Raw genomic sequence first — 20,162 nt, forward strand, 5'->3', positions numbered from 1 at the left:
AATTGAATTTAAAAACATACAATTATGAAAAACACTAAAAAACGCTCAACCAAAAAATCATCATTTATTTTATTTGGTATTTTCTTATCTCTATTTCTATGTTCTAATACTTTTTTAGCACAAGAAATTGAGGTTAATGGTATTGTTAAAGGACAAACTTTTGAAAAAACTGAAATTTTAAAGGGTGCTAATATTTTTTTAAAAGGCACCAAAATAGGCACAAGTTCTAATAAAAAGGGTGAATTTACTTTTCCTCAAAAACTAAACGTAGGTGATGTTTTAGAAATTTCGTATTTAGGTTTCTTAAAAAAAAGAATCACTCTAAAATCAACTTCCAGTTTTTTAGATATTACATTACAAGAAGATGATAATCAAATGTTAGGCGCCGTAAACACAAACAAACGTTATAAATCTAAAAGGCAAAAAGACTAATTTTATGTCTAAAATTACGCTCTGTGTTTTTTTATTATTTTTTAGTTTAGGTAGTGCACAACAATCAGATTTTAGTCATATAGATTTTTCTAAAGCAGATAGAATTGCCAAAACCGTAAAAACTAAACGTCTTTTTGAGTTGAACAAACTCACTTTTGACTTAACGAAAGATTTAACAACAGACGTAGAAAAACTCAGAGCCATTTATATTTGGATTTGCAATAATGTAGCAAATGATTTTGGGCTGTATGCGTTAAACGAAAGAAAAAGAAAACGGTTTGTAGAAGATTCCTTAAAACTACAAAATTGGAACTCTAAATTCAAAAAAAAACTTTTTAAAAAACTTTTAAAAAAGAAACGCACTATTTGTACAGGTTATGCGTATTTATTAAAAGAAATGTGCGCAACTGTTGGTATAGAAAGCAAAATGGTAAACGGTTTTGGCAGAACTGCAAGTGTTAATTTCAACACACTGACTATGCCAAATCATACTTGGAATGTGATAAAAATCAACAACAAATGGTATCTCTGTGATCCTACTTGGGCTACAGGAATATCTTTTCCTGAAGAAGGGCGTTTTAAATTTATCTACAATGATGGTTACTTTTTAACAGAGCCAAGTGTTTTTTTTCTAAATCACTTTCCTATTAAAAGTAAATATACTTTGCTAGGTGAAAACACTCCGAATTTTAATGATTTTATTGATGCTCCTTTGTTATATGGTGATGCCTACCTTGTGTTAAAAAACCATATTTCACCAAAAAAAATGCATCACACAATTCAAAAAGGACAAACTTTTACGTTTCAATATCAACTTCAAAAAAATATAGACACAAAAACCATAAAGTTCATCGTAGATAGCGGTTCATCAGAACGTACTATAAAACCTGAAGTACATTTAGAAAATCAAAACTTAAAACTGGTGCATACGTTTCCTAAAAAAGGTTTTTTTGATGTACACTTGTACATAGAGAATAAATTAATTTCCACATACACCTTTAAAGTAACAAAATAATTTTTACACCCTAATTTTAAAATTATGAGTACTTTTAAGATCTGATAAAAAATCAAAATTAATGAAGTGGAGAAGCACACGAACTAGTAGTAATGTAGAGGATAGAAGAGGAATGTCTTCTGGTAGCAGTTTTAATAACAATGGAGGATTATTAAAATTAATATTGCCTTTAATTTTAAGGTTAATAACCACAAAAAAAGGATTAATTATTGTTGCCATTGTTTTAGGTGTACTTTATTTTACAGGTAACAATCCATTGCATCTTTTAACTGGAAATTCTTCAAATCAAATAGAAAACACCACCTACAAAGGCTCTGCAAACGAAAATAAATTAGCAGAACATAGCAAACGTGTTTTAAAAAGTACAGAAGATGTTTGGAACAAATTACTAAACAATTACAGAGAGCCCACTTTGGTTTTATTTACAAATACGGTTTCCTCTACATGTGGTTCAGCCTCAAGTGCTACAGGACCATTTTACTGTCCTGGTGATGATAAATTGTACATCGATTTAAGTTTTTTTCAAGAAATGGCATCACGTTTAAACGCTCCTGGTGATTTTGCGCAAGCCTATGTTATTGCACACGAAGTTGGGCATCACATTCAAAATATTATGGGCACCACCACCAAAATGCAAAAACTTAGAGGGCAAATTAGCCAAAAAGAATACAATAAACTCTCTGTTAAACTAGAGTTACAAGCCGATTTTTTTGCTGGTGTTTGGGCACATCACTCTCAAAATATGGATCTTATTTTAGAAAAAGGAGATTTAGAAGAAGCCTTAAATGCTGCTTTTGCCATTGGTGATGACCGTTTGCAAAAACAAGCTTCTGGAAGAGTAGTGCCAGATTCTTTTACACACGGAACCTCTGCTCAAAGAATGCATTGGTTTAAAAAAGGTTTTGATACTGGCGATTTACAACAAGGGGATACTTTTAACGCAAATTCTTTGTAAGTAAGATGCCATTTATCATTAAAAAAGCTACTCAAAAAGACATCCCTGTCTTAGCAAAAGTGAGTAAAAAAGCATTTTACAAACCACATAAAGATGCAATTCCGGAAGCAACAATAGCAGAATATATGCTTAATAACTTTAACGAAGCAACATTGCTTAAAGAAATAACCAACTCCGATTTTCAATATTATTTAATTTATGTAGATGATGTTTTAGCTGGTTTTTCAAAAATAATATTCAACTCGAAAAATCAGAATATAAAAGAAAGCAACGTAACCAAAATGGAACGCTTTTACCTCTTAGAAGAATATTATAATTTAGGTTTAGGTAAAGCGCTTTTTCAATTTAATGTAAACTTGGCAAAGCAAAATCATCAAAAAGGCATCTGGCTGTATGTTTGGATAAAAAACCACAGAGCTATACAATTTTATACCAAAAATGGTTTTCAAAAAATAGCTTTATACGATTTTCCAATTTCTAATACTGAATCTAGGCTCAATGATGTGATGTATTTAGAATTCTAAAAAAATCATTTACTACATTTTTTACATCAATTATGACAATTCTATTTTTTGAATCATTAAAATTTAAAGAATAGAAAAATCATTAGAAAGAACATCACATTTTAAAGACTATTTTATATCAAAATGGGTTTCAAAAATGCAGCAATTTTTGATTTTAAAATATCAGAAACGCATGCAAATCCTAATTAAACATTATATATAGAAACCTAAACCTCTGTTTATCAAACATATTCCTTATTTTATTGTATATTGTTAGCATATAACTACTAACTAACTTACAAACTATGGCACTACAAATTAACAATTTGAGTAAAACGTATTCCAATGGTGTACAAGCATTAAAAAACGTTTCTTTAACAATCCCTAAAGGAATGTTTGGGCTCTTAGGGCCAAATGGAGCAGGAAAATCATCCTTAATGAGAACATTGGCAACCCTACAAGAAGCAGACTCTGGCTCAGTAACCTTAGGTGATATAGATGTTCTAAAAGACAAAGCTAAAGTAAGGGAAATTTTAGGCTACTTACCTCAAGAGTTTGGCGTGTATCCAAAGATTAGCTCTTATAATATGCTAAATCATATTGCCAAATTAAAAGGAGTTTCTAGTAAAGGTGAGCGAAAAGATTTAGTAGAATCTCTTTTAAATAAAACAAATTTGTGGCATGTTCGCAATAAAAGTTTAGGAACATATTCTGGTGGTATGAAACAAAGGTTTGGTATTGCACAAGCTTTAATTGGTGATCCTGGTTTAATTATTGTTGATGAACCAACTGCTGGTTTAGATCCTGCAGAAAGAGTGCGTTTTCATAATTTATTAAGTGAAATTGGTGAAAATACCATTGTTATTTTATCAACTCATATTGTAGAAGATGTTTCTAACCTTTGTCATAATATGGCAATTATTTGTTTGGGTGAAGTTGTAGCTCAAGGAAATCCGATAGATTTAACTAAAAATGTGGAAGGTAAAATTTGGACAAAAGCTATTGATAAATCTGAATTAGAAAGTTATCAAAATGATTTTCAAGTGATATCTACACACTTAAAAGCAGGACAAACCGTATTGCATGTTTTGAGTGATGAACAACCTGATAGCACTTTTACAAAAAGTGTTGCTAATTTAGAGGACGTGTATTTTGCTGAAATAACATCTCGTATGGAATCTCTTTCTATATAATTGAATATTAACCTATAAAACCATCAATTATGTTTAAAGAAATTTTTCTATTCGAGATAAAATATAGATTAAAAAGACCTGCAACTTGGGCATACTTTGGTATTTTGTTTGCCTTTGGTTTGTTCTTTTCTATTGGAGGAAATGGCCCTGCATCAGAAAAAGTATTTGTAAACTCACCAATTGCTATAGCAACAATGCTTTCTACCATAAGCATTTTTGGAATAATGCTTTCTAGCGCTATTATGGGAGTTCCTATTTATAGAGATATTGAGCACAAAACCGAAAATTACTACTTCTCTTACCCTATTACTGAAAAAGGGTACTTAATGGGACGATTTTTTGGTTCTATGTGTGTTCTGCTATTTGTAAGCTTAGGGCTTCAATTAGGCTTAATAATTGGTTTTGAAATTGGTCCTTATGCTGGTTATGAAGAAGCCGAACGTTTTACAAGTTTTAACTTTTGGTGGTACCTACAACCTACCATTTTATTGTATTGGACCAACTTTTTCTTTGCTGGTTGTATATTCTTTGCCTTAGTTAGTTTAACAAAAAGAGTAATGTTAGCTTATGCTGGTGGCGCTATTTTATTTATTACTTATTTGGTAACGTTAACGCTTTCTCAAGATATAGAATCTAAAGATTTAGTGAGTTTACTAGACCCTTTTGGACTTGGAACTTATCAAAATATTACACAATATTGGACACCAGAAGAACAAAATAACTTAACAGTGCCTTTTGAAGGAATGCTTGTTTGGAACAGATTACTTTGGGTTGGTCTTGGTATTCTTTTATTTTTATTTACGCTTTTTAGATTCGATTTTCAAAAATTCTTAAATAAGAATTATGGCAAGAAAAAGAAGAAAAATGAAGTTGCTAAAAATTCATCAAAAGCGGCGCTTACCAAAATTCCTAAAGTTCAAAAAGTTTTTTCTACGAGTTTACACATAAGATTAATTTTTAGCCTTGCTTTTTTAGAATTTAAAAATATTGTTCGAGATAATTTTTTCAAAGCTATTTTGGCAGCAGGGGTGTTATTTCTGTTTTTTGATGCTTGGTTCGGATTTCCCACCTATGGAACTCCTTCTTTACCGCTCACTATTTATATGCTAGAAGTTAAAGATTTTACCTATGTAATTCTCATTTTTATTCTAATTGTTTTTATGACGGGTGAAGTTTTGCATAGAGAAAGAGCAATAAGGTATAATCAAATTTTTGGATCATTACCAATACCAAATACAATTGTGTATGGCTCAAAGTTTTTAGCACTAGCTCTTGTAGCTTTTGTATTGGTAAATATGGTTTTAGTAAGTGGTGTAATTAACCAAATAATTAAAGGGTATTTTAATTTTGAATTTGGTAAATATTTTACTGATTTATATCTAATTGAATATCCTAGGTATATCATATTTATCATGTTAGCGTTCTTTGTACATTCCGTAGTTACAAAGAAATTTATAGGACACGTAATCGCGATAGCAATTTGGGCATTTTTATTTGGCTTAAACAGCTTTGCAAATATCGACAACAATCTATATTTATATGGATATTCTCCTGGCTATACCATTTCTGATATGAATGGGTTTGGACATTTTGGAGAATCTTTATTTTGGTTTCGTTTTTATTGGCTTTCTTGTGGAGCTTTATTAGCGGTTATTGGTTATTTATTTTGGAAAAGAGGTACAGATTCTGGGTTTAAGTCAAGATTTCAGGTTGCCAAAAGCAGGTTAAAAGTACCTACCCTAATTACAGTTGCATTATTACTAGTATTTTGGATCGGATCTGGTTTTTACATTAATTACAACACAAAAACATTAAACTATTATGCCAATTCAGACACTGGAACAAAAACAAGAGTTGATTACGAAAAAACGTTAAGCAAATACAATCAAATACATCAACCTAAAATAATTGATGTTAAAGTACATGCAGATTTAATGCCAAAAGACAGATGTGCTACCATTACAACTAATTTTATAATGGTAAACAAATCTAATCAACCTATTGATTCTTTGCATTTGAATTGGGGAGGAAAATCTAGTTTCAAAATAAAAAAAGAAACCTTTTTAATTGATAATCAAGAACCTGTTTTAGGCAAAAAATTCGATAAATTTGGTTACGAAATATACAAACTACCAAATAAATTAATGCCTAATGACACTGCTACATTAGAATTAAAAATAACGCGCTACTTTGAAGGGTTTCCAAACGAGGGCTCTGGATCTCAAATTGTATATAATGGTACTTTTTTAAATAATGATGTTTTCCCTTCTTTTGGGTATAGTTCACAAGGAGAAATAAGTAGTGATCAAGATAGAAAAAAGTACAATTTACCTATTAAAGACTATTCGTTACCAAAACAAGATGATGAATGGGGTACTAGTAATTTACTATTTAATGATGATGCAGACTATATTACTTTTGAAGGTACTGTAAGCACAGATTTAGACCAAATAGCTATAATGCCTGGTTATTTACAAAGAGAATGGGAGGAAAATGGTAGAAAATACTATTCTTATAAAATGCGTGGGGAATTAGATTTTTTCTATAATATTTCCTCTGCTAAATATGATGTTTTAAGAGATGTTTGGACAGGTAAAAATGGTGAAAAAGTAAATATTGAAATTTTCCATCATCCAACCCATACTTATAATTTAGATAAGTTTGTAAAAGGGGTTAAGCATTCTCTCGATTATTTTACCGAAAATTATAGTCCTTATCAATATAAGCAAATAAGAATTATAGAGTTTCCAAGATATTCAACATTTGCACAGTCATTTCCAAACACAGTGCCATATGCAGAAAGTTTTGGTTGGGTTGGTGATTTTAGCAATCCAGAAGATTTAGATTATGTATATATGGTTACTTCGCACGAAGTTGCTCATCAATGGTGGGGGCATCAAATTACACCATCTGCAACAAGAGGTTCAAATCAAATTTCTGAGTCTATGGCAGAGTATTCTTCTTTAATGGTTATGAAAAAAGAATATGGTATTGATGCGATGCAAGATTTCTTAAAAAGAGAATTAGATAGTTATTTACGAGGCAGAGCGAATGAAGGTAAGTTCGAAAAAACCTTATTAGATAATGATTCTCAAGCCTATGTTTGGTACAGAAAAGGAGGATTAATTTTATATGGATTACAAGATTTAATTGGCGAGAAAAATTTAAATAGTGGTTTTAAAAGATATATGGATACTGCAAGATTTAGACCAAAAGCGCCATTTACCACTTCTTTAGAGTGGTACAGCTATATGAAGTCTGTTACCCCAGATTCTTTACAGTATTATTTAGAAGATAGTTTTGAAAAAATAACTTTATACAACAACAAAGTTAAAAAGGCTACTTATAAAAAAATAGCTGATGATGAGTTTGAAGTAACACTTGAAGTAGAAAGCACAAAGAATTATTATGATGGAAATGGTAAGCTTTTAGAAAAAGGAGACCAACCCAACCTAATTGAAATTGCCGTTTTTGATAATGATTCTAAAAACGACCAAAGTGTTACTATAAAAGTACCTTTAATCATTAAAAAAATGTGGGTACAACCAGGTATAAATACCTATACGTTTACAACTTCAAAACTACCTGTAAAAGCAGGAATTGATCCTTACAATAAATTAATTGATCGAATTCCTGATGATAACTTAAAACCTGTTGAAGAAGTAACAGAGTAAAATTTTAATATTAAAAAATATAGATAAGCCATAAGTAAATTTATGGTTTATCTGTATTTTACATTTATTATAGTTTTTTTAGACAACCAAAAAAATACATCAATTTTATCCTTTTTAGTATGAAAAACAATTGGATCTTTATTTTGTTTATTCCTTTTTCATTTTACAGTCAAGTCGATACAGAAATTCACGTTTTTGACATCAAAAAAAAGGGTGAAAATTATGTGTTAGAAAACGGAAAAAATATATCAAACAATCGTGGTTATGACAGTCAACCGTTTTTTTATGACAATGCTACGCTCATTTTTGCATCCTCCAGAAATGGCAATACAGACATTGCAAAGTGTAACTTAAATTCAGAAAACCAAGCAATACAATATATTTCTGAAACTAAAAGTGGTGGCGAATATTCACCTCAAAGAATTCCTAATTCTAAACACATTTCAGCAGTTCGTTTGGATGATGATGGTTTACAACGCTTTTACAGCTATCATTTTAAAACTAAAAAATCTTCTGAGATCATTCCCAATCTAAAAGTGGCTTATCCTGCTTGGTTTGATAAAAACACTTTGGTGGCCTCTGTAATTGTAAATGATAGTTTACACTTAATCATATCAGATCTAAAACTAAAAACTAACACAACTGTTGCAAAAATGGTAGGGCGTTCTGTACATAGAATTCCAAATACAGACTTAATGAGTTTTATCAGCAAAGAAAATGAGAAGTATTGGCTTTTAAAGTCTATCAATCCAAAAACAAAAGCCATTAAAACAATTACATCATTGGGAAAAACCGAAGATGTTACGTGGCTACCTAATGGTACATTGTTAATTTCAAATCAATCTAACATTTACAAATTTGACCCTAAAACTGATAAACAACCTGAATTATTTTTTAGTTTTTCTGATGAGAACATCAACAATATTAGTAGAATGGCTGTAAATTCTAATGGAACAAAATTGGCTATTGTTGCAGAAGTTTCTCCTGAATATTTGGCTACAGCTCAATTAAAAGGATATAACTCTAGAGATATAGATGCCTTTTTAAAACCTTTTGCAAAAGATGTAAAAGTGTATCGTTTTCCGAATACTTTAAATTATCAAGGTTTGGACAAAATGAGAAAAAATTATACTTCATTTTTTAAAAACACACCAGATTTGCATTGTAAAATACTAAAACGAATTGTATTTAAAGATAAAGTAATAGATCATGAATGGGTTACTGTAAATGGCAAAACATTTAAAGCAGTTGCCATTTATACAATGAAAAATGGTAAAATTGCAAGTGTAACATTTATGTAAATATTATGAAATTTATACACTCAAAAAACAGATTAGAAGCACTTTCTGATGGTGTATTTGCTTTTGCAGCAACATTAATGGTTGTGAATATTGGTGCTAATACCAACATTACTTCTTTTAAAGAAGAAATACCGAATTTTATAAGTTTTGGAGTTAGTTTTTTTGTGATGATGGCAATCTGGAAAGTACACTATAATTTCTTTAGAAGAACCGATTATATTGACAATTGGGTTATTGCATTAAATATGATTTTATTGTTTACAGTCTTATTTTACATTTTCCCTGTAAGATCTTTATTGAGTACAGGTATTGGAGGTCAAAAGATAAGTATTGATGAATTTTCGAATATATTTCAATTGTATAGTATTGGTTTTACGTTAATTTTTGCAAGCCTATATTTTATGTATTTAAGAGCTTTTAAAAAAGATAAAAAAAACGACCAAAACATCAAGTTACTATTTTATGCTCAGCATTTTTTAATCTTTATTATTGTTGGCCTTTTCTCCTTTGTGCTAGCTAAATTTCAAGTAGGTTTACTTTATGGATTTCCTGGTTTTGTTTATGCATTTTTAGGGCCAATTTGTTATTTACATTCCATTAGGTTTCATAAAAAACACGAGCTTATTTACTAACTCATTCGTTTATCAAAATACTTTTTTAAGTAGGTAAATTGAATGCCAATCATTAATCCAAAGAAAACAAAAGCATACACTGTGGTGTTAGATAAAGAAATGCTTTTTACTACATTAAATTCGTTAAACTGATTAAGAAAATTCAACTTAATTTCTGGAAAACTAAAAGGGCTTTCACCAGTATTCTTAAATGCTAAAAATAAGGTGACAACAACCATGGCAACAATTGCAAACCAACCTTTTTTAGAAATTAAAGAGGTAGTTTTTAAAGTTTGAATGTTAGCTTCTAACGAAATTTTCTGCATTAAATTTGATGTAAAATCTATAGAAGGTTCTGCCTTCGGAATTTCTTTTACATATTTTTTTGCAAATGTATCCAGCTCTTTAATGTGCTTATTTTCTCCCATAATTTTCTATCATTTCTGGTGCTAAATTTTCTTTAACAATAGTTAATAATTTTTTTCTTCCTCTGTGTAATTTTACTTTTAAATTGGCTTCAGTCAAATCTGTGATATCCATAATTTCTTTTAAAGATAATTCATCGTAATAAAACATCCAAATTAAAGAACGCTGCTCATCAGGTAATTTTTGCAGACAAGCATCCATTACTTTAGCTCTTTCTTTTCTTGCAATCCCTTGCATAATAGATTCTACAGCTTCTATTTGATTAAACGTAATTTCGTTTATTTCAAAAGTATTATTGTTGTTTTTTTGTTTCTTAATTGCATCTAAACTTGTGTGATACGTAATGCGATACAACCAAGTAGAAAATTTAGAATCACCTTTAAAGTTTGATAAATTTTTGTATGCTTTTATAAACGTATCTTGACTTATTTCTTCTGCTTCTTCCCTATTCTTCGTCATTTTAAACGCCAAACTAAATACCATATTCTTATAATTATCAACAAGATAAGCAAATGCATTTGTATCTCCCTTGATGACTTTTGTAATGTAAAGTTGGTCGTTGTTGTTAGTCATTTTATCTTTGACTACAGCTTTGATATAAAGGTTACACTTTTTTTTATTTTTTTTATCACCTTATAAATTTAAACTTTTTTCTTTATCTAAAGAAGATTTACCAATACCACCCATAAATTTAAAATACAACTTTATAAAATTATTTTCTAAGTAATTGATGTCCAATAGCACATTGTAAGCAACGTTTTTGAGCACAATAATTGTTTTTCAGTTCTAATAACGCCTGACTTTCCATGGCATTTTTTGCTGTGATGTGTAGTTCAGAAAATTTGGTAATGATACTATTTTTTTCTGCCTGTATTTGTTTAATAAGATTTAAAAATATTTCTTGATTCCACTCATTTCTATGCTGTAAATAGCTAAATTTTAAAGGAATAATTGTATTGATTAAAAGTAAATCAACAAATGATTTTGATAATTTTTTAGGTGATTTTTTAGAGCTTTTCTGAAACGTGTAATGAGTTTGCCAAAAATCATTCATTTTAATAATAAACAACGCATAAAAATCTTCTTTTTTAGATGATTCCATTAATTTTGAAAATAAATTTTGATGTGCTACATAGATACATGCCAATTGTGCAATTCTTATCGTTGGAAAATTATTTGGGCGCATTCTAAAAAACTGAAATAACTGTTTAGATATTGGTTTCAATTGGTATTTGTGCTGTAAATATTGATATTTTTCTTTTAAATTTTGGTGATACACTTCCTCCAAGTCATCGTCTAAAAAACCAGCTTGCCCAAATAATATAGCCATTAATTCGTCTTCATGAAAACGTACTTTTCGTATTATAGTAAAATCGATAGTATTCGCCAATTGTAAAAAAGCATCGCCATTTATTTTTAATCCAAAATTTTTGGCTAATAATTGAAATAAAACTGCTTCAAAGTCGTAGTTGGATTTCTTTAACAATGCTTTAATTAAAGTGGATTTCTGCTCTAAGCGTTCAAAATACAAACGTTCTAGCCAATTATTTATGGTAAAATCATCAACCTCATACATTTGTTTTTCACAAGGAATCCAAGATTTTTGTTGATATAGCAAAGATTTATAATTCGTTAACAAATGTTGATCTGTAAAATGTTTTAATACTATTGTTGGCAATTCTTGATTGTTTTTTAAAAAAACAGCAGCATCATAATCCCAAACAACATGTAAAATAACAGCATCATAATTCTTGTCTTCTTCATGTTTGTGCAAATACCAATCTGACGATTTTATGTGCATTTCTACATTACCTGCCCAAAGTTGACCGTCAATTTTAAGCTGTGAATTTAAAAAATCTGGTCCAGTATTTTTATTTGCTGTACCCGATTTTATAATTTGAATCGGTTTATCATCAATAGTAAACAAAGCAATTGTAGAAAAAAGTTTGTATTGCCAGATATAATACAAGAAGTCCTCATTCATAGTTTTTATTTTAAAGGTACAAAAAATTTATATTCATATCAATTTTACCAATAACAAGAGGTTTTTTGTGGTTAATTTTGCCAGTATTTTTGCAAAATAAATTATACACATGAATTCTATAGAAAGTTTACAATGGCGCTATGCTGTTAAAAAATTTGATAACAATAAAATCTTATCAACTGCACAAATACAAACCTTAAAAGAAGCTTTTAATTTAACAGCAACTTCTTACGGTTTACAACCTTTAACGTTGTTGGTTGTTCATAACAAAGAAATCCAAAAAGAATTGGTTTTACACTCTTGGAATCAACCTCAAGTTTTAGAAGCTTCTCACCTTTTAGTAATCTGTATTCCTAAACAATACAGTGCTATTGAGGTTGAAAAATACTTTAATTTAGTACAAAAAATTAGAGCAACTCCAGATGATGTCATCAATCCTTTTAAAAAGTTTTTAACGGCTGAAATTGAGAAAAAAACACAAGAAGAATTGTTACTTTGGAATAAAAATCAGGCTTATTTAGCTTTAGGAAACCTATTAACGGTTTGCGCTTTAGAAAAAATAGATGCGTGCCCAATGGAAGGTTTTATACCCGAAAAATACGACGAAGTTTTAAATTTAGAGCAACAAAACTTAACTGCTGCTTTGGTATTGCCTGTTGGTTTTAGAGCTGAAGACGATTATATGGCAGCTTTAAAAAAAGTGCGTAAAAATGTAGAAGATGTAGTTATTGAAATCAACTAAATACTATTTTTTTTAAGTGATAAATTCCAAAATTCCCCATGAATTTGTGGTATTTTTAATATCATCTTCAACACAAAAATCCTAATCTTTTAACTAAATTTGAACTCGAATTTTAAATAACTTATGAGCCAAAATATCAGAAATATCGCCCCAACAACGGTTTGGAATCACTTTGCAGATTTAAATGCTGTACCAAGACCCTCTAAAAAAGAAGAAAGAATTATTCAATTTATGGTTGATTTTGGTAAAAAACTACAACTAGAAACTATAGTTGATAAGGTTGGCAATGTTATTATCAAAAAACGGGCTACTTGTGGTATGGAAAACAGAAAAGCAATTGTGATGCAAAGTCATTTAGATATGGTACATCAAAAAAATGCTACTACAAATTTCGATTTCAATACAGAAGGCATCAAAATGGTTGTTGATGGTGATTGGGTAAAAGCAGAAGGCACAACTTTAGGAGCAGATAATGGCTTGGGTGTTGCAGCAATTATGGGTGTTTTATCATCTACAGATATTCCTCATCCTGCAATTGAAGCGTTATTTACCATTGATGAAGAAACAGGCATGACTGGAGCCATGGGCTTAGAAGGAGGTATTTTACAAGGTGAAATTCTATTGAATTTAGATACTGAAGAAGATGATGAAATCGGTATTGGTTGTGCTGGTGGTGTAGATGTAACCGCTACAAAGAGTTATCAAGAAGAAAAAATTGGAGAAAATGTAGCTGGCTACGCTATTGCTGTGACTGGTTTGAATGGTGGACATTCTGGTATGGATATCATTAAAGGATTAGGAAATGCCAATAAAATCATGAATCGCTTATTGTTTGGTGGGTATCGAAAATATGGGTTAAGAATTGCTGAAATTAATGGGGGTAGTTTGCGTAATGCAATACCGAGAGAAAGTTTTGCTAAAGTTATTGTTGATAATGCTCATCAAGTATCATTTTTATTAGAAACTGAAACACTTATTAACAAAATAAAAGAAGAGTTTTCAACAATAGAACCAAACTTATCAATTGATATTCAAGAAGTTGAAACTCCAAAAAAAGTTATGGAAATTACTGTGCAAGAGAAATTTATAAAAGCAATTTATGCGGCTTTAAATGGGGTATATAGAATGAGCGCTGATGTTGATGGTTTAGTAGAAACTTCTAACAATATTGCAAAAGTAATTGTAAAACAAGGTGCAATTAAAGTTGGTTGTTTAACACGTTCGTCATCAGAAAGTAACAAATGGGATTTGGCAAACTCTTTACGCTCGTGTTTTGAATTAGCGGATTTTAAAGTGGAGTTTTCAGGTACATATCCAGGTTGGTTGCCAAATATGAATGCCTCTATATTAAAAACCTTAAAAAGTTGCTACATCAATTTATTTAATGAGCAACCTAAGGTAGCTGCTTGTCACGCAGGTTTAGAATGCGGAATTTTAGGTCAGAATTATCCTGAAATGGAAATGATTTCTTTTGGGCCAAGTATAAAAGGCGCACATTCACCAGATGAACGTGCTCAAATTTCATCAACTCAAAAATTTTGGCAATTATTAAAGGAAGTGTTACAAAACATCCCAGAAAAAGAATAGCTTTTCAGCAAAAATATTATTTTTAAAAATTGTTTAAAAACAAAGAATATTTAAATATACAGTACTAATTTACAACTACTTAAACATTTATCTTTTTGTTAACATCTTTCATTTCTTAACACAATAAAAAAATGTAATTTTACCTTTTAGTAACACACATTTTTTATGGGAAAAATTATTGCTATTGCAAATCAAAAAGGAGGCGTAGGAAAAACTACTACAAGTGTTAACTTAGCAGCTTCTTTAGGTGTTTTAGAGAAAAAAGTATTATTAATAGATGCTGACCCTCAAGCAAATGCATCTTCAGGTTTAGGGTTGGATGTAGAATCTGTTGAGTTAGGTACGTATCAAGTTTTAGAACATACCATTGCTGCAAAAGATGCTATTGTAAGTACAACGTCGCCAAATGTAGATTTAATTCCTGCTCATATAGATTTGGTTGCTATTGAAATTGAATTGGTAGATAAGCAAAATCGTGAATATATGTTGCAAAAGTCGATCATTGATATTAAAGATGATTATGACTATATTTTGATAGATTGTGCACCCTCACTTGGTTTAATCACTTTAAACTCATTAGTTGCTGCAGATTCTGTCATTATTCCTATTCAATGTGAATATTTTGCCTTAGAAGGTTTAGGAAAATTGTTAAACACTATTAAAAGTGTACAAAAAATTCATAATCCAGATTTAGACATAGAAGGCTTGCTACTAACCATGTTCGATTCTCGTTTACGCCTTTCAAATCAAGTAGTTGATGAAGTAAGAAAACATTTTTCTAGTATGGTTTTTGATACCATAATAAGAAGAAATACACGTTTAGGAGAAGCCCCAAGTTATGGCGAAAGTATAATTGCTTACGATGCTACCAGTAAAGGTGCTGTAAATTACTTAAATTTGGCACAAGAATTATTAAAAAAGAACGCATAAATGGCAAAAGCAACTAAGAAACAGGCTTTAGGAAGAGGATTATCTGCTTTGTTGCAAGAATCACCAAATATAAATTCTGCATCAGACAAAAATGCAGACAAAGTTGTTGGTAATATTATTGAAATTGATTTAGATTTAATTGATGTAAATCCATACCAACCAAGAACTTATTTTGATGAAGAAGCTTTAAGAGAGTTAGCAAGCTCTATCCGTGAGTTAGGGGTAATTCAACCCATTACAGTTCGTAAATTAGCAGGCAATAAATTTCAATTGGTTTCTGGTGAACGAAGATTTAGAGCATCAAAACTAATTGGCAGTAAAACCATACCTGCTTATATTCGATTAGCTAACGACCAAGAAATGCTAGAAATGGCATTGGTTGAAAACATACAGCGTAAAAACTTAGACCCGATTGAAGTTGCACTTTCTTACCAACGTTTAATTGATGAAATTCAATTAACACAAGAAGAATTGAGCACAAGAGTGGGTAAAAAACGTTCTACAGTTACCAATTACTTACGTTTATTAAAATTAGACCCAATTTTACAAACGGGTATGCGAGACGGTTTTATTTCTATGGGACATGGACGTGCTATGATTAATGTTGAAAATACAGAAGATCAATTAGCCATTTATGAAAAAGTATTGCGTGAAAAACTTTCAGTTAGACAAACTGAAGATTTAGTAAAAAACTTAAAAACAGGTGCTCTTGCAAAACCTAAAAAGAAAGTGGTACCTAGTTTTATTAAGGAAAGTAAAAATGAAATTAGTGCTTTTTTTGGGCATAAAATAGATATTACTGTTGGCAATAATGGTAAAGGTAAAATATCAATTCCTTTTCATTCTGAAGAGGATTTTAACCGTATCAAAAACTTATTAAAGTAAGTGTTTATTAAAAAAAATATCATATTTCTTTGTATCATATTTTTTGCTACAACACTTTTAGCTCAAAAAGATTCTACTGCAGTAAAAGTTAAAGGTCTTAAAATAGATGGAAAAATAAAAATCCCTGAAGGTATTTATGATCCTTTAAGACCATCGAAAGCTGCGTTTTATTCTGCTATTTTTCCTGGTTTGGGGCAGATATACAACAAAAAATACTGGAAAGCACCAATTGTTTGGGGTGCTTTGGCGATACCTACTTATTATTATCAAATAAATAATAGCGATTATAAACGTTATAGAAATGCATACCGATTAAGAAAAGCTGGCTTGCAAGATGAGTTTACGCTAGATAATGGCACAGAAATTATATCTACTACAACTTTAGAAACAGCACAAGAACAATTGAGTGAAAATAGAGATTTCTCGCTATTATCAGGAATAATTTTATATATTTTACAAATTGTGGAAGCCAGTGTAAATGCACACTTATTACAATTTAATACCGACGATAATTTATCACTAAAGCCTAGTTTTATTGCTGATCCAATTCAGTTTGAAACACCAAAATTAGGTTTAACATTTAAATATACTTTTTAAAATGAAGATTGCACTTTTAGGTTATGGAAGAATGGGCAAAGAAATTGAAAAAATTGCAATTTCTAGAGGTCATGAAATAGTAATTCGAAAAGATGTTGATGATAAAATTGACATTACCTTAGCAGATGTTGCTATAGATTTTAGTGTACCTAACTCAGCCTTTAACAATATTACAGATTGTTTAAACAATAACGTGCCTGTTATATCTGGAACCACAGGTTGGTTAGATAAATATGACAATGCAGTTGCCTTGTGTAAAGAAAAAAATGGCGGTTTTATTTACGCCTCTAATTACAGTGTAGGTGTAAATATCTTTTTTGAATTGAATAAACAATTGGCAAAAATGATGAGTACTTTAAAAGACTATAATGTTTCTATGGAAGAAATTCATCATACCAAAAAATTAGATGCACCAAGTGGTACAGCCATTACTTTAGCAGAAGGCGTTATAGAAAACACGTCTAAAACTGATTGGGTTTTGGGAGATGAAAGTAGTGAAAACGAAGTGCCAATTGTAGCCAAAAGAATACCTGATGTACCTGGTACACACACAGTTTGGTACAATTCTGATGTAGATACTATTGAAATTAAACATACTGCACATAACAGAAAAGGCTTTGCCTTAGGTGCTGTGATTGCTGCTGAATGGATTTTAGATAAAACCGGAGTTTTTACAATGAAAGATGTGTTAAACATCTCCTAAAAACTGTAACAAATTAGTGTTTTAATAACTAATTAAAAAAAATAAAGATCTCCTCGAGCGCAGTCGAGAGATTAAAAAAACTATGTAAAATTAGTTCTCGACTGCGCTCGAAGAGATATCAATATTGAGATTATGACATATACACAATGGTTGATTTTCATTTTAGCTATACAAGTAATACACTTTTTAGGAACTTGGAAATTATATGTAAAAGCTGGTAGAAAAGCATGGGAAGCTGCAGTACCTATTTATAATGGCGTAGTTTTAATGCAGCTAATTAACCGACCAAAATGGTGGATAATACTGCTTTTTATACCCATTGTTAATTTATTGATGTTTCCTGTAATTTGGATTGAAACCATAAGAACTTTTGGCTTCTACAAAAAGTTAGATTCACTTTTGGTAATTGTAACTTTAGGCTTATACATCTTTTACATCAATTACGCTACAGATGCAAGATACAATGCAGAAAGAAGTTTAAAACCACGTTCTGAATTGGGTGAATGGGTAAGTTCAATAGCTTTTGCTATTATCGCTGCAACTTTAGTGCATACCTATTTTATGCAGCCTTTTACCATTCCAACATCTTCTTTAGAAAAATCGTTATTGGTGGGTGATTATTTGTTTGTAAGTAAATTTCATTATGGAGCAAGAGTGCCATCTACAGTAATTGCTGCTCCAATGGTTCATGATTCAATACCATACACAGGTGCTGCATCCTATTTAAAAAGTCCGCAATTGCCTTACACGCGATTACCTGGCTTACAGAAAATAAAGAATAATGATATAGTTTGTTTCAATTGGCCAGCAGATACTTTGGCAACCATGTGGGGCGATAATTCTGGAAAATTCACTTACAAACCCGTAGATAAAAAAACCAATTATGTAAAACGTTGTGTTGGTATTGCTGGTGATTCTATAGAAATGAAAGATGGTTATTTTTACATTAATGGAAAAAAGAACGAATTGCCTTACAGAGCAAAATTACAGTTTTATTATACGTTTGAATGTAAAAAACCAATAAGCCAAGCAACATATCCAAAATTTTTATTGGATAAAGAAAGAACTGGTGTCTATAAAATTTTGACAGAATATTGGGAAAATGAAAAAGTACAAGAAGCTATTAAACAAAATGGAAACCTCTCTAAAATTGGACAGGATTCTTTATATACAGAAGTTGCTGGTGGTATAAATCCGCAATTTGCCCAACGCTTAAAAATGGTTAATGTTGATAATAAAATCAATATTAACATGACTGATGAAGAAGTAGAACGCCTAAAAAAATATTCGCTAACAGCCTCAGTTACAAAAGTAAATCATTCTAAAGACAAAGCGATTTTCCCTCATGTAGAATCCTTAGGATGGAGCCAAGATAACTTTGGACCACTTTACATTCCAGAAGCTGGTGCAACAGTAAAACTCGACAAAAACTCATTGCCTTTTTATGAACAAATCATCAAAAATTATGAAAATAACGACTTGGTAGTTAATGGTGATGATATTTTTATCAATGGAGAAAAAGCAGATTCTTATACTTTTAAACAAGATTATTTTTACTTAATTGGAGATAATAGACACAACTCTTTAGACGCTCGTTATTGGGGTTATGTACCCTTTGATCATGTTTTAGGAAAACCAGTAATGATTTGGTTTAGTTGGGATGCAGATGCACCTTCTTTCGCTGCAAAATTAAAGTCTATTAGATGGGACAGAATGTTTACCACTGTGCATGGAGATGGAGAGCCTGTTTCTTACAGATACCTAGTTTTTGCTTTAATTGCTCTATACATAGGTTATAGTTTTTATAAAGGAAAAAAGAAAAAGACTGAATAGTAAAATTACTATAACCCTTTAAACACTTATTGGCCAATGTCGTTATTCATTCCTACCTATTTCTCACCTATTTCTCAATATTCAGAAATAATTAAAGCGGATGAAATAGTATTTGAAATAGAGGATAATTTTCAGAAACAAAGCTATAGAAATAGATGCTATATCTACAATTCTAATGGTAATCAGTTATGAAGCATACCTGTAAAACACTTCAAGAATGTAGGTCGTAATATAACCTAAGATACTCTTGTAGAAAATGATTTTCCTTGGCAAGACCATCATTTCAAATCATTAAAATCTGCTTATAGAACATCACCTTTTTTTGATTTTCTAGAAGACGATATTGCACCTATTTTTCATAAAAAATATAAATATTTACACGATGTGAATATAGATACCTTTCTGTTTGTAAAAGATACTCTGCAATTAGATCAAACTTTTAAGAAGACCAATTCATATCAAACAGAAAGTGTTACTAGGGATTTTAGGGTTCTTGCCGATAGAAAACATCAACCTAAAAAAACAATTGAGCCTTACATACAAATGTTTGATGACAAGCATGGGTTTCTGGCAAACTTATCAATATTAGACCTAATTTTTATGGAAGGCCCGAACGCAATTAGTTATTTGTAATTGCTATTCATTTTTTTATTACCTTTAAGAAAGCTTAAAATAGTATGGAATATCTTAAAAATGCTTTTCTTAGAATTCACCCAATACCAGAAGAGAGTTTAGAAAAATTAATAAGTATTGCCTCTAGTGAAACGTATGAAAAAGGGTATTTACTTGCA

Annotated in this window: 18 protein-coding genes and 1 pseudogene; 16 read left to right on the top strand and 3 right to left on the bottom strand. The window is 30.5% G+C overall.

Translation table 11 applies throughout. From position 1 onward, the window contains the following. Positions 1-24: 24 nt before the first annotated feature. The 8 genes from ACTG3V_RS12210 to ACTG3V_RS12245 all read left to right on the top strand — a co-directional run bounded on the left by ACTG3V_RS12210 (position 25) and on the right by ACTG3V_RS12245 (position 9,705). A complete protein-coding gene (locus ACTG3V_RS12210) occupies positions 25-432 on the top strand; it encodes a carboxypeptidase-like regulatory domain-containing protein (RefSeq protein ID WP_439132450.1) in 408 nt (135 codons plus the stop codon). Positions 433-436: 4 nt separating this feature from the next. Next, positions 437-1,447 (top strand): transglutaminase domain-containing protein, encoded by a 1,011-nt coding sequence (locus ACTG3V_RS12215; protein ID WP_439132451.1) that lies wholly within the window; start codon positions 437-439, stop codon positions 1,445-1,447. Between the two features lie 61 nt (positions 1,448-1,508). Further along, positions 1,509-2,402 carry a KPN_02809 family neutral zinc metallopeptidase gene (gene ypfJ / locus ACTG3V_RS12220; protein WP_439132452.1) on the top strand — a complete coding sequence of 298 codons (894 nt, stop codon included), beginning with the start codon at positions 1,509-1,511 and terminating at the stop codon, positions 2,400-2,402. Positions 2,403-2,407: 5 nt separating this feature from the next. Next, positions 2,408-2,926, top strand: coding sequence for a GNAT family N-acetyltransferase (locus ACTG3V_RS12225; RefSeq protein ID WP_439132453.1), 519 nt, complete (start codon positions 2,408-2,410; stop codon positions 2,924-2,926). Between the two features lie 284 nt (positions 2,927-3,210). Beyond that, complete coding sequence (locus ACTG3V_RS12230; protein ID WP_439132454.1) at positions 3,211-4,098, top strand: ABC transporter ATP-binding protein; 888 nt, start codon at positions 3,211-3,213, stop codon at positions 4,096-4,098. 29 nt (positions 4,099-4,127) lie between these two features. Further along, positions 4,128-7,772 carry a M1 family aminopeptidase gene (locus ACTG3V_RS12235; protein ID WP_439132455.1) on the top strand — a complete coding sequence of 1,215 codons (3,645 nt, stop codon included), beginning with the start codon at positions 4,128-4,130 and terminating at the stop codon, positions 7,770-7,772. Between the two features lie 119 nt (positions 7,773-7,891). After that, positions 7,892-9,073: a nuclear transport factor 2 family protein gene (locus ACTG3V_RS12240; protein WP_439132456.1), complete on the top strand. Its 1,182-nt coding sequence runs from the start codon at positions 7,892-7,894 to the stop codon at positions 9,071-9,073. Positions 9,074-9,078: 5 nt separating this feature from the next. Beyond that, positions 9,079-9,705 (top strand): TMEM175 family protein, encoded by a 627-nt coding sequence (locus ACTG3V_RS12245; RefSeq protein ID WP_439132457.1) that lies wholly within the window; start codon positions 9,079-9,081, stop codon positions 9,703-9,705. Here the strand turns inward: ACTG3V_RS12245 and ACTG3V_RS12250 are convergent. The 3 genes from ACTG3V_RS12250 to ACTG3V_RS12260 all read right to left on the bottom strand — a co-directional run bounded on the left by ACTG3V_RS12250 (position 9,702) and on the right by ACTG3V_RS12260 (position 12,094). Beyond that, positions 9,702-10,112, bottom strand: coding sequence for a hypothetical protein (locus ACTG3V_RS12250; protein WP_439132458.1), 411 nt, complete (start codon positions 10,110-10,112; stop codon positions 9,702-9,704). The two genes, ACTG3V_RS12245 and ACTG3V_RS12250, sit on opposite strands and share 4 nt — an antisense overlap. Next, positions 10,099-10,683: an RNA polymerase sigma factor gene (locus ACTG3V_RS12255; RefSeq protein WP_439132459.1), complete on the bottom strand. Its 585-nt coding sequence runs from the start codon at positions 10,681-10,683 to the stop codon at positions 10,099-10,101. The genes ACTG3V_RS12250 and ACTG3V_RS12255 overlap by 14 nt, the downstream gene beginning before the upstream one ends. Before the next feature lie 139 nt (positions 10,684-10,822). Next, positions 10,823-12,094, bottom strand: a complete 1,272-nt coding sequence (locus tag ACTG3V_RS12260; RefSeq protein WP_439132460.1) for a DUF2851 family protein — start codon at positions 12,092-12,094, stop codon at positions 10,823-10,825. A 109-nt stretch (positions 12,095-12,203) separates the two neighbouring features. Here ACTG3V_RS12260 and ACTG3V_RS12265 point away from each other — a divergent pair, with 109 nt between their 5' ends. The 8 genes and pseudogenes from ACTG3V_RS12265 to ACTG3V_RS12300 all read left to right on the top strand — a co-directional run bounded on the left by ACTG3V_RS12265 (position 12,204) and on the right by ACTG3V_RS12300 (position 20,004). After that, positions 12,204-12,836: an NAD(P)H-dependent oxidoreductase gene (locus ACTG3V_RS12265; RefSeq protein WP_439132461.1), complete on the top strand. Its 633-nt coding sequence runs from the start codon at positions 12,204-12,206 to the stop codon at positions 12,834-12,836. Positions 12,837-12,959: 123 nt separating this feature from the next. Next, complete coding sequence (locus ACTG3V_RS12270; protein ID WP_439132462.1) at positions 12,960-14,423, top strand: aminoacyl-histidine dipeptidase; 1,464 nt, start codon at positions 12,960-12,962, stop codon at positions 14,421-14,423. 165 nt (positions 14,424-14,588) lie between these two features. After that, complete coding sequence (locus ACTG3V_RS12275) at positions 14,589-15,353, top strand: ParA family protein (protein WP_439132463.1); 765 nt, start codon at positions 14,589-14,591, stop codon at positions 15,351-15,353. Next, the gene (locus tag ACTG3V_RS12280; protein ID WP_439132464.1) at positions 15,354-16,238 is read left to right on the top strand and encodes a ParB/RepB/Spo0J family partition protein; all 885 of its coding nucleotides are present in this window, start codon (positions 15,354-15,356) and stop codon (positions 16,236-16,238) included. Next, complete coding sequence (locus tag ACTG3V_RS12285; protein ID WP_439132465.1) at positions 16,239-16,835, top strand: DUF5683 domain-containing protein; 597 nt, start codon at positions 16,239-16,241, stop codon at positions 16,833-16,835. It abuts the gene before it with no gap. 1 nt (position 16,836) lies between these two features. Then, a complete protein-coding gene (gene dapB, locus ACTG3V_RS12290; protein WP_439132466.1) occupies positions 16,837-17,538 on the top strand; it encodes a 4-hydroxy-tetrahydrodipicolinate reductase in 702 nt (233 codons plus the stop codon). A gap of 132 nt (positions 17,539-17,670) precedes the next feature. Continuing rightward, positions 17,671-19,371: a signal peptidase I gene (gene lepB / locus ACTG3V_RS12295; protein ID WP_439132467.1), complete on the top strand. Its 1,701-nt coding sequence runs from the start codon at positions 17,671-17,673 to the stop codon at positions 19,369-19,371. Between the two features lie 36 nt (positions 19,372-19,407). Then, positions 19,408-20,004, top strand: a pseudogene (locus ACTG3V_RS12300) (WbqC family protein). The last annotated feature ends 158 nt before the right edge of the window (positions 20,005-20,162 follow it).

Source organism: Polaribacter sp. (assembly GCF_965660385.1).
Taxonomy (GTDB): Bacteria; Bacteroidota; Bacteroidia; order Flavobacteriales; family Flavobacteriaceae; genus Polaribacter.

Excerpts from the sequence above, each read along its gene's own strand:
- ACTG3V_RS12280 (WP_439132464.1), top strand. The coding sequence starts at position 15,354 with ATGGCAAAAGCAACTAAGAAACAGGCTTTAGGAAGAGGATTATCTGCT.
- ACTG3V_RS12215 (WP_439132451.1), top strand. The coding sequence starts at position 437 with ATGTCTAAAATTACGCTCTGTGTTTTTTTATTATTTTTTAGTTTAGGT.
- ACTG3V_RS12270 (WP_439132462.1), top strand. The coding sequence starts at position 12,960 with ATGAGCCAAAATATCAGAAATATCGCCCCAACAACGGTTTGGAATCAC.
- ACTG3V_RS12210 (WP_439132450.1), top strand. The coding sequence starts at position 25 with ATGAAAAACACTAAAAAACGCTCAACCAAAAAATCATCATTTATTTTA.
- ACTG3V_RS12230 (WP_439132454.1), top strand. The coding sequence starts at position 3,211 with ATGGCACTACAAATTAACAATTTGAGTAAAACGTATTCCAATGGTGTA.
- ACTG3V_RS12250 (WP_439132458.1), bottom strand. The coding sequence starts at position 10,112 with ATGGGAGAAAATAAGCACATTAAAGAGCTGGATACATTTGCAAAAAAA.
- ACTG3V_RS12275 (WP_439132463.1), top strand. The coding sequence starts at position 14,589 with ATGGGAAAAATTATTGCTATTGCAAATCAAAAAGGAGGCGTAGGAAAA.
- ACTG3V_RS12260 (WP_439132460.1), bottom strand. The coding sequence starts at position 12,094 with ATGAATGAGGACTTCTTGTATTATATCTGGCAATACAAACTTTTTTCT.
- ypfJ (WP_439132452.1), top strand. The coding sequence starts at position 1,509 with ATGAAGTGGAGAAGCACACGAACTAGTAGTAATGTAGAGGATAGAAGA.
- ACTG3V_RS12265 (WP_439132461.1), top strand. The coding sequence starts at position 12,204 with ATGAATTCTATAGAAAGTTTACAATGGCGCTATGCTGTTAAAAAATTT.
- ACTG3V_RS12235 (WP_439132455.1), top strand. The coding sequence starts at position 4,128 with ATGTTTAAAGAAATTTTTCTATTCGAGATAAAATATAGATTAAAAAGA.
- ACTG3V_RS12225 (WP_439132453.1), top strand. The coding sequence starts at position 2,408 with ATGCCATTTATCATTAAAAAAGCTACTCAAAAAGACATCCCTGTCTTA.
- lepB (WP_439132467.1), top strand. The coding sequence starts at position 17,671 with ATGACATATACACAATGGTTGATTTTCATTTTAGCTATACAAGTAATA.
- ACTG3V_RS12245 (WP_439132457.1), top strand. The coding sequence starts at position 9,079 with ATGAAATTTATACACTCAAAAAACAGATTAGAAGCACTTTCTGATGGT.
- dapB (WP_439132466.1), top strand. The coding sequence starts at position 16,837 with ATGAAGATTGCACTTTTAGGTTATGGAAGAATGGGCAAAGAAATTGAA.
- ACTG3V_RS12255 (WP_439132459.1), bottom strand. The coding sequence starts at position 10,683 with ATGACTAACAACAACGACCAACTTTACATTACAAAAGTCATCAAGGGA.
- ACTG3V_RS12240 (WP_439132456.1), top strand. The coding sequence starts at position 7,892 with ATGAAAAACAATTGGATCTTTATTTTGTTTATTCCTTTTTCATTTTAC.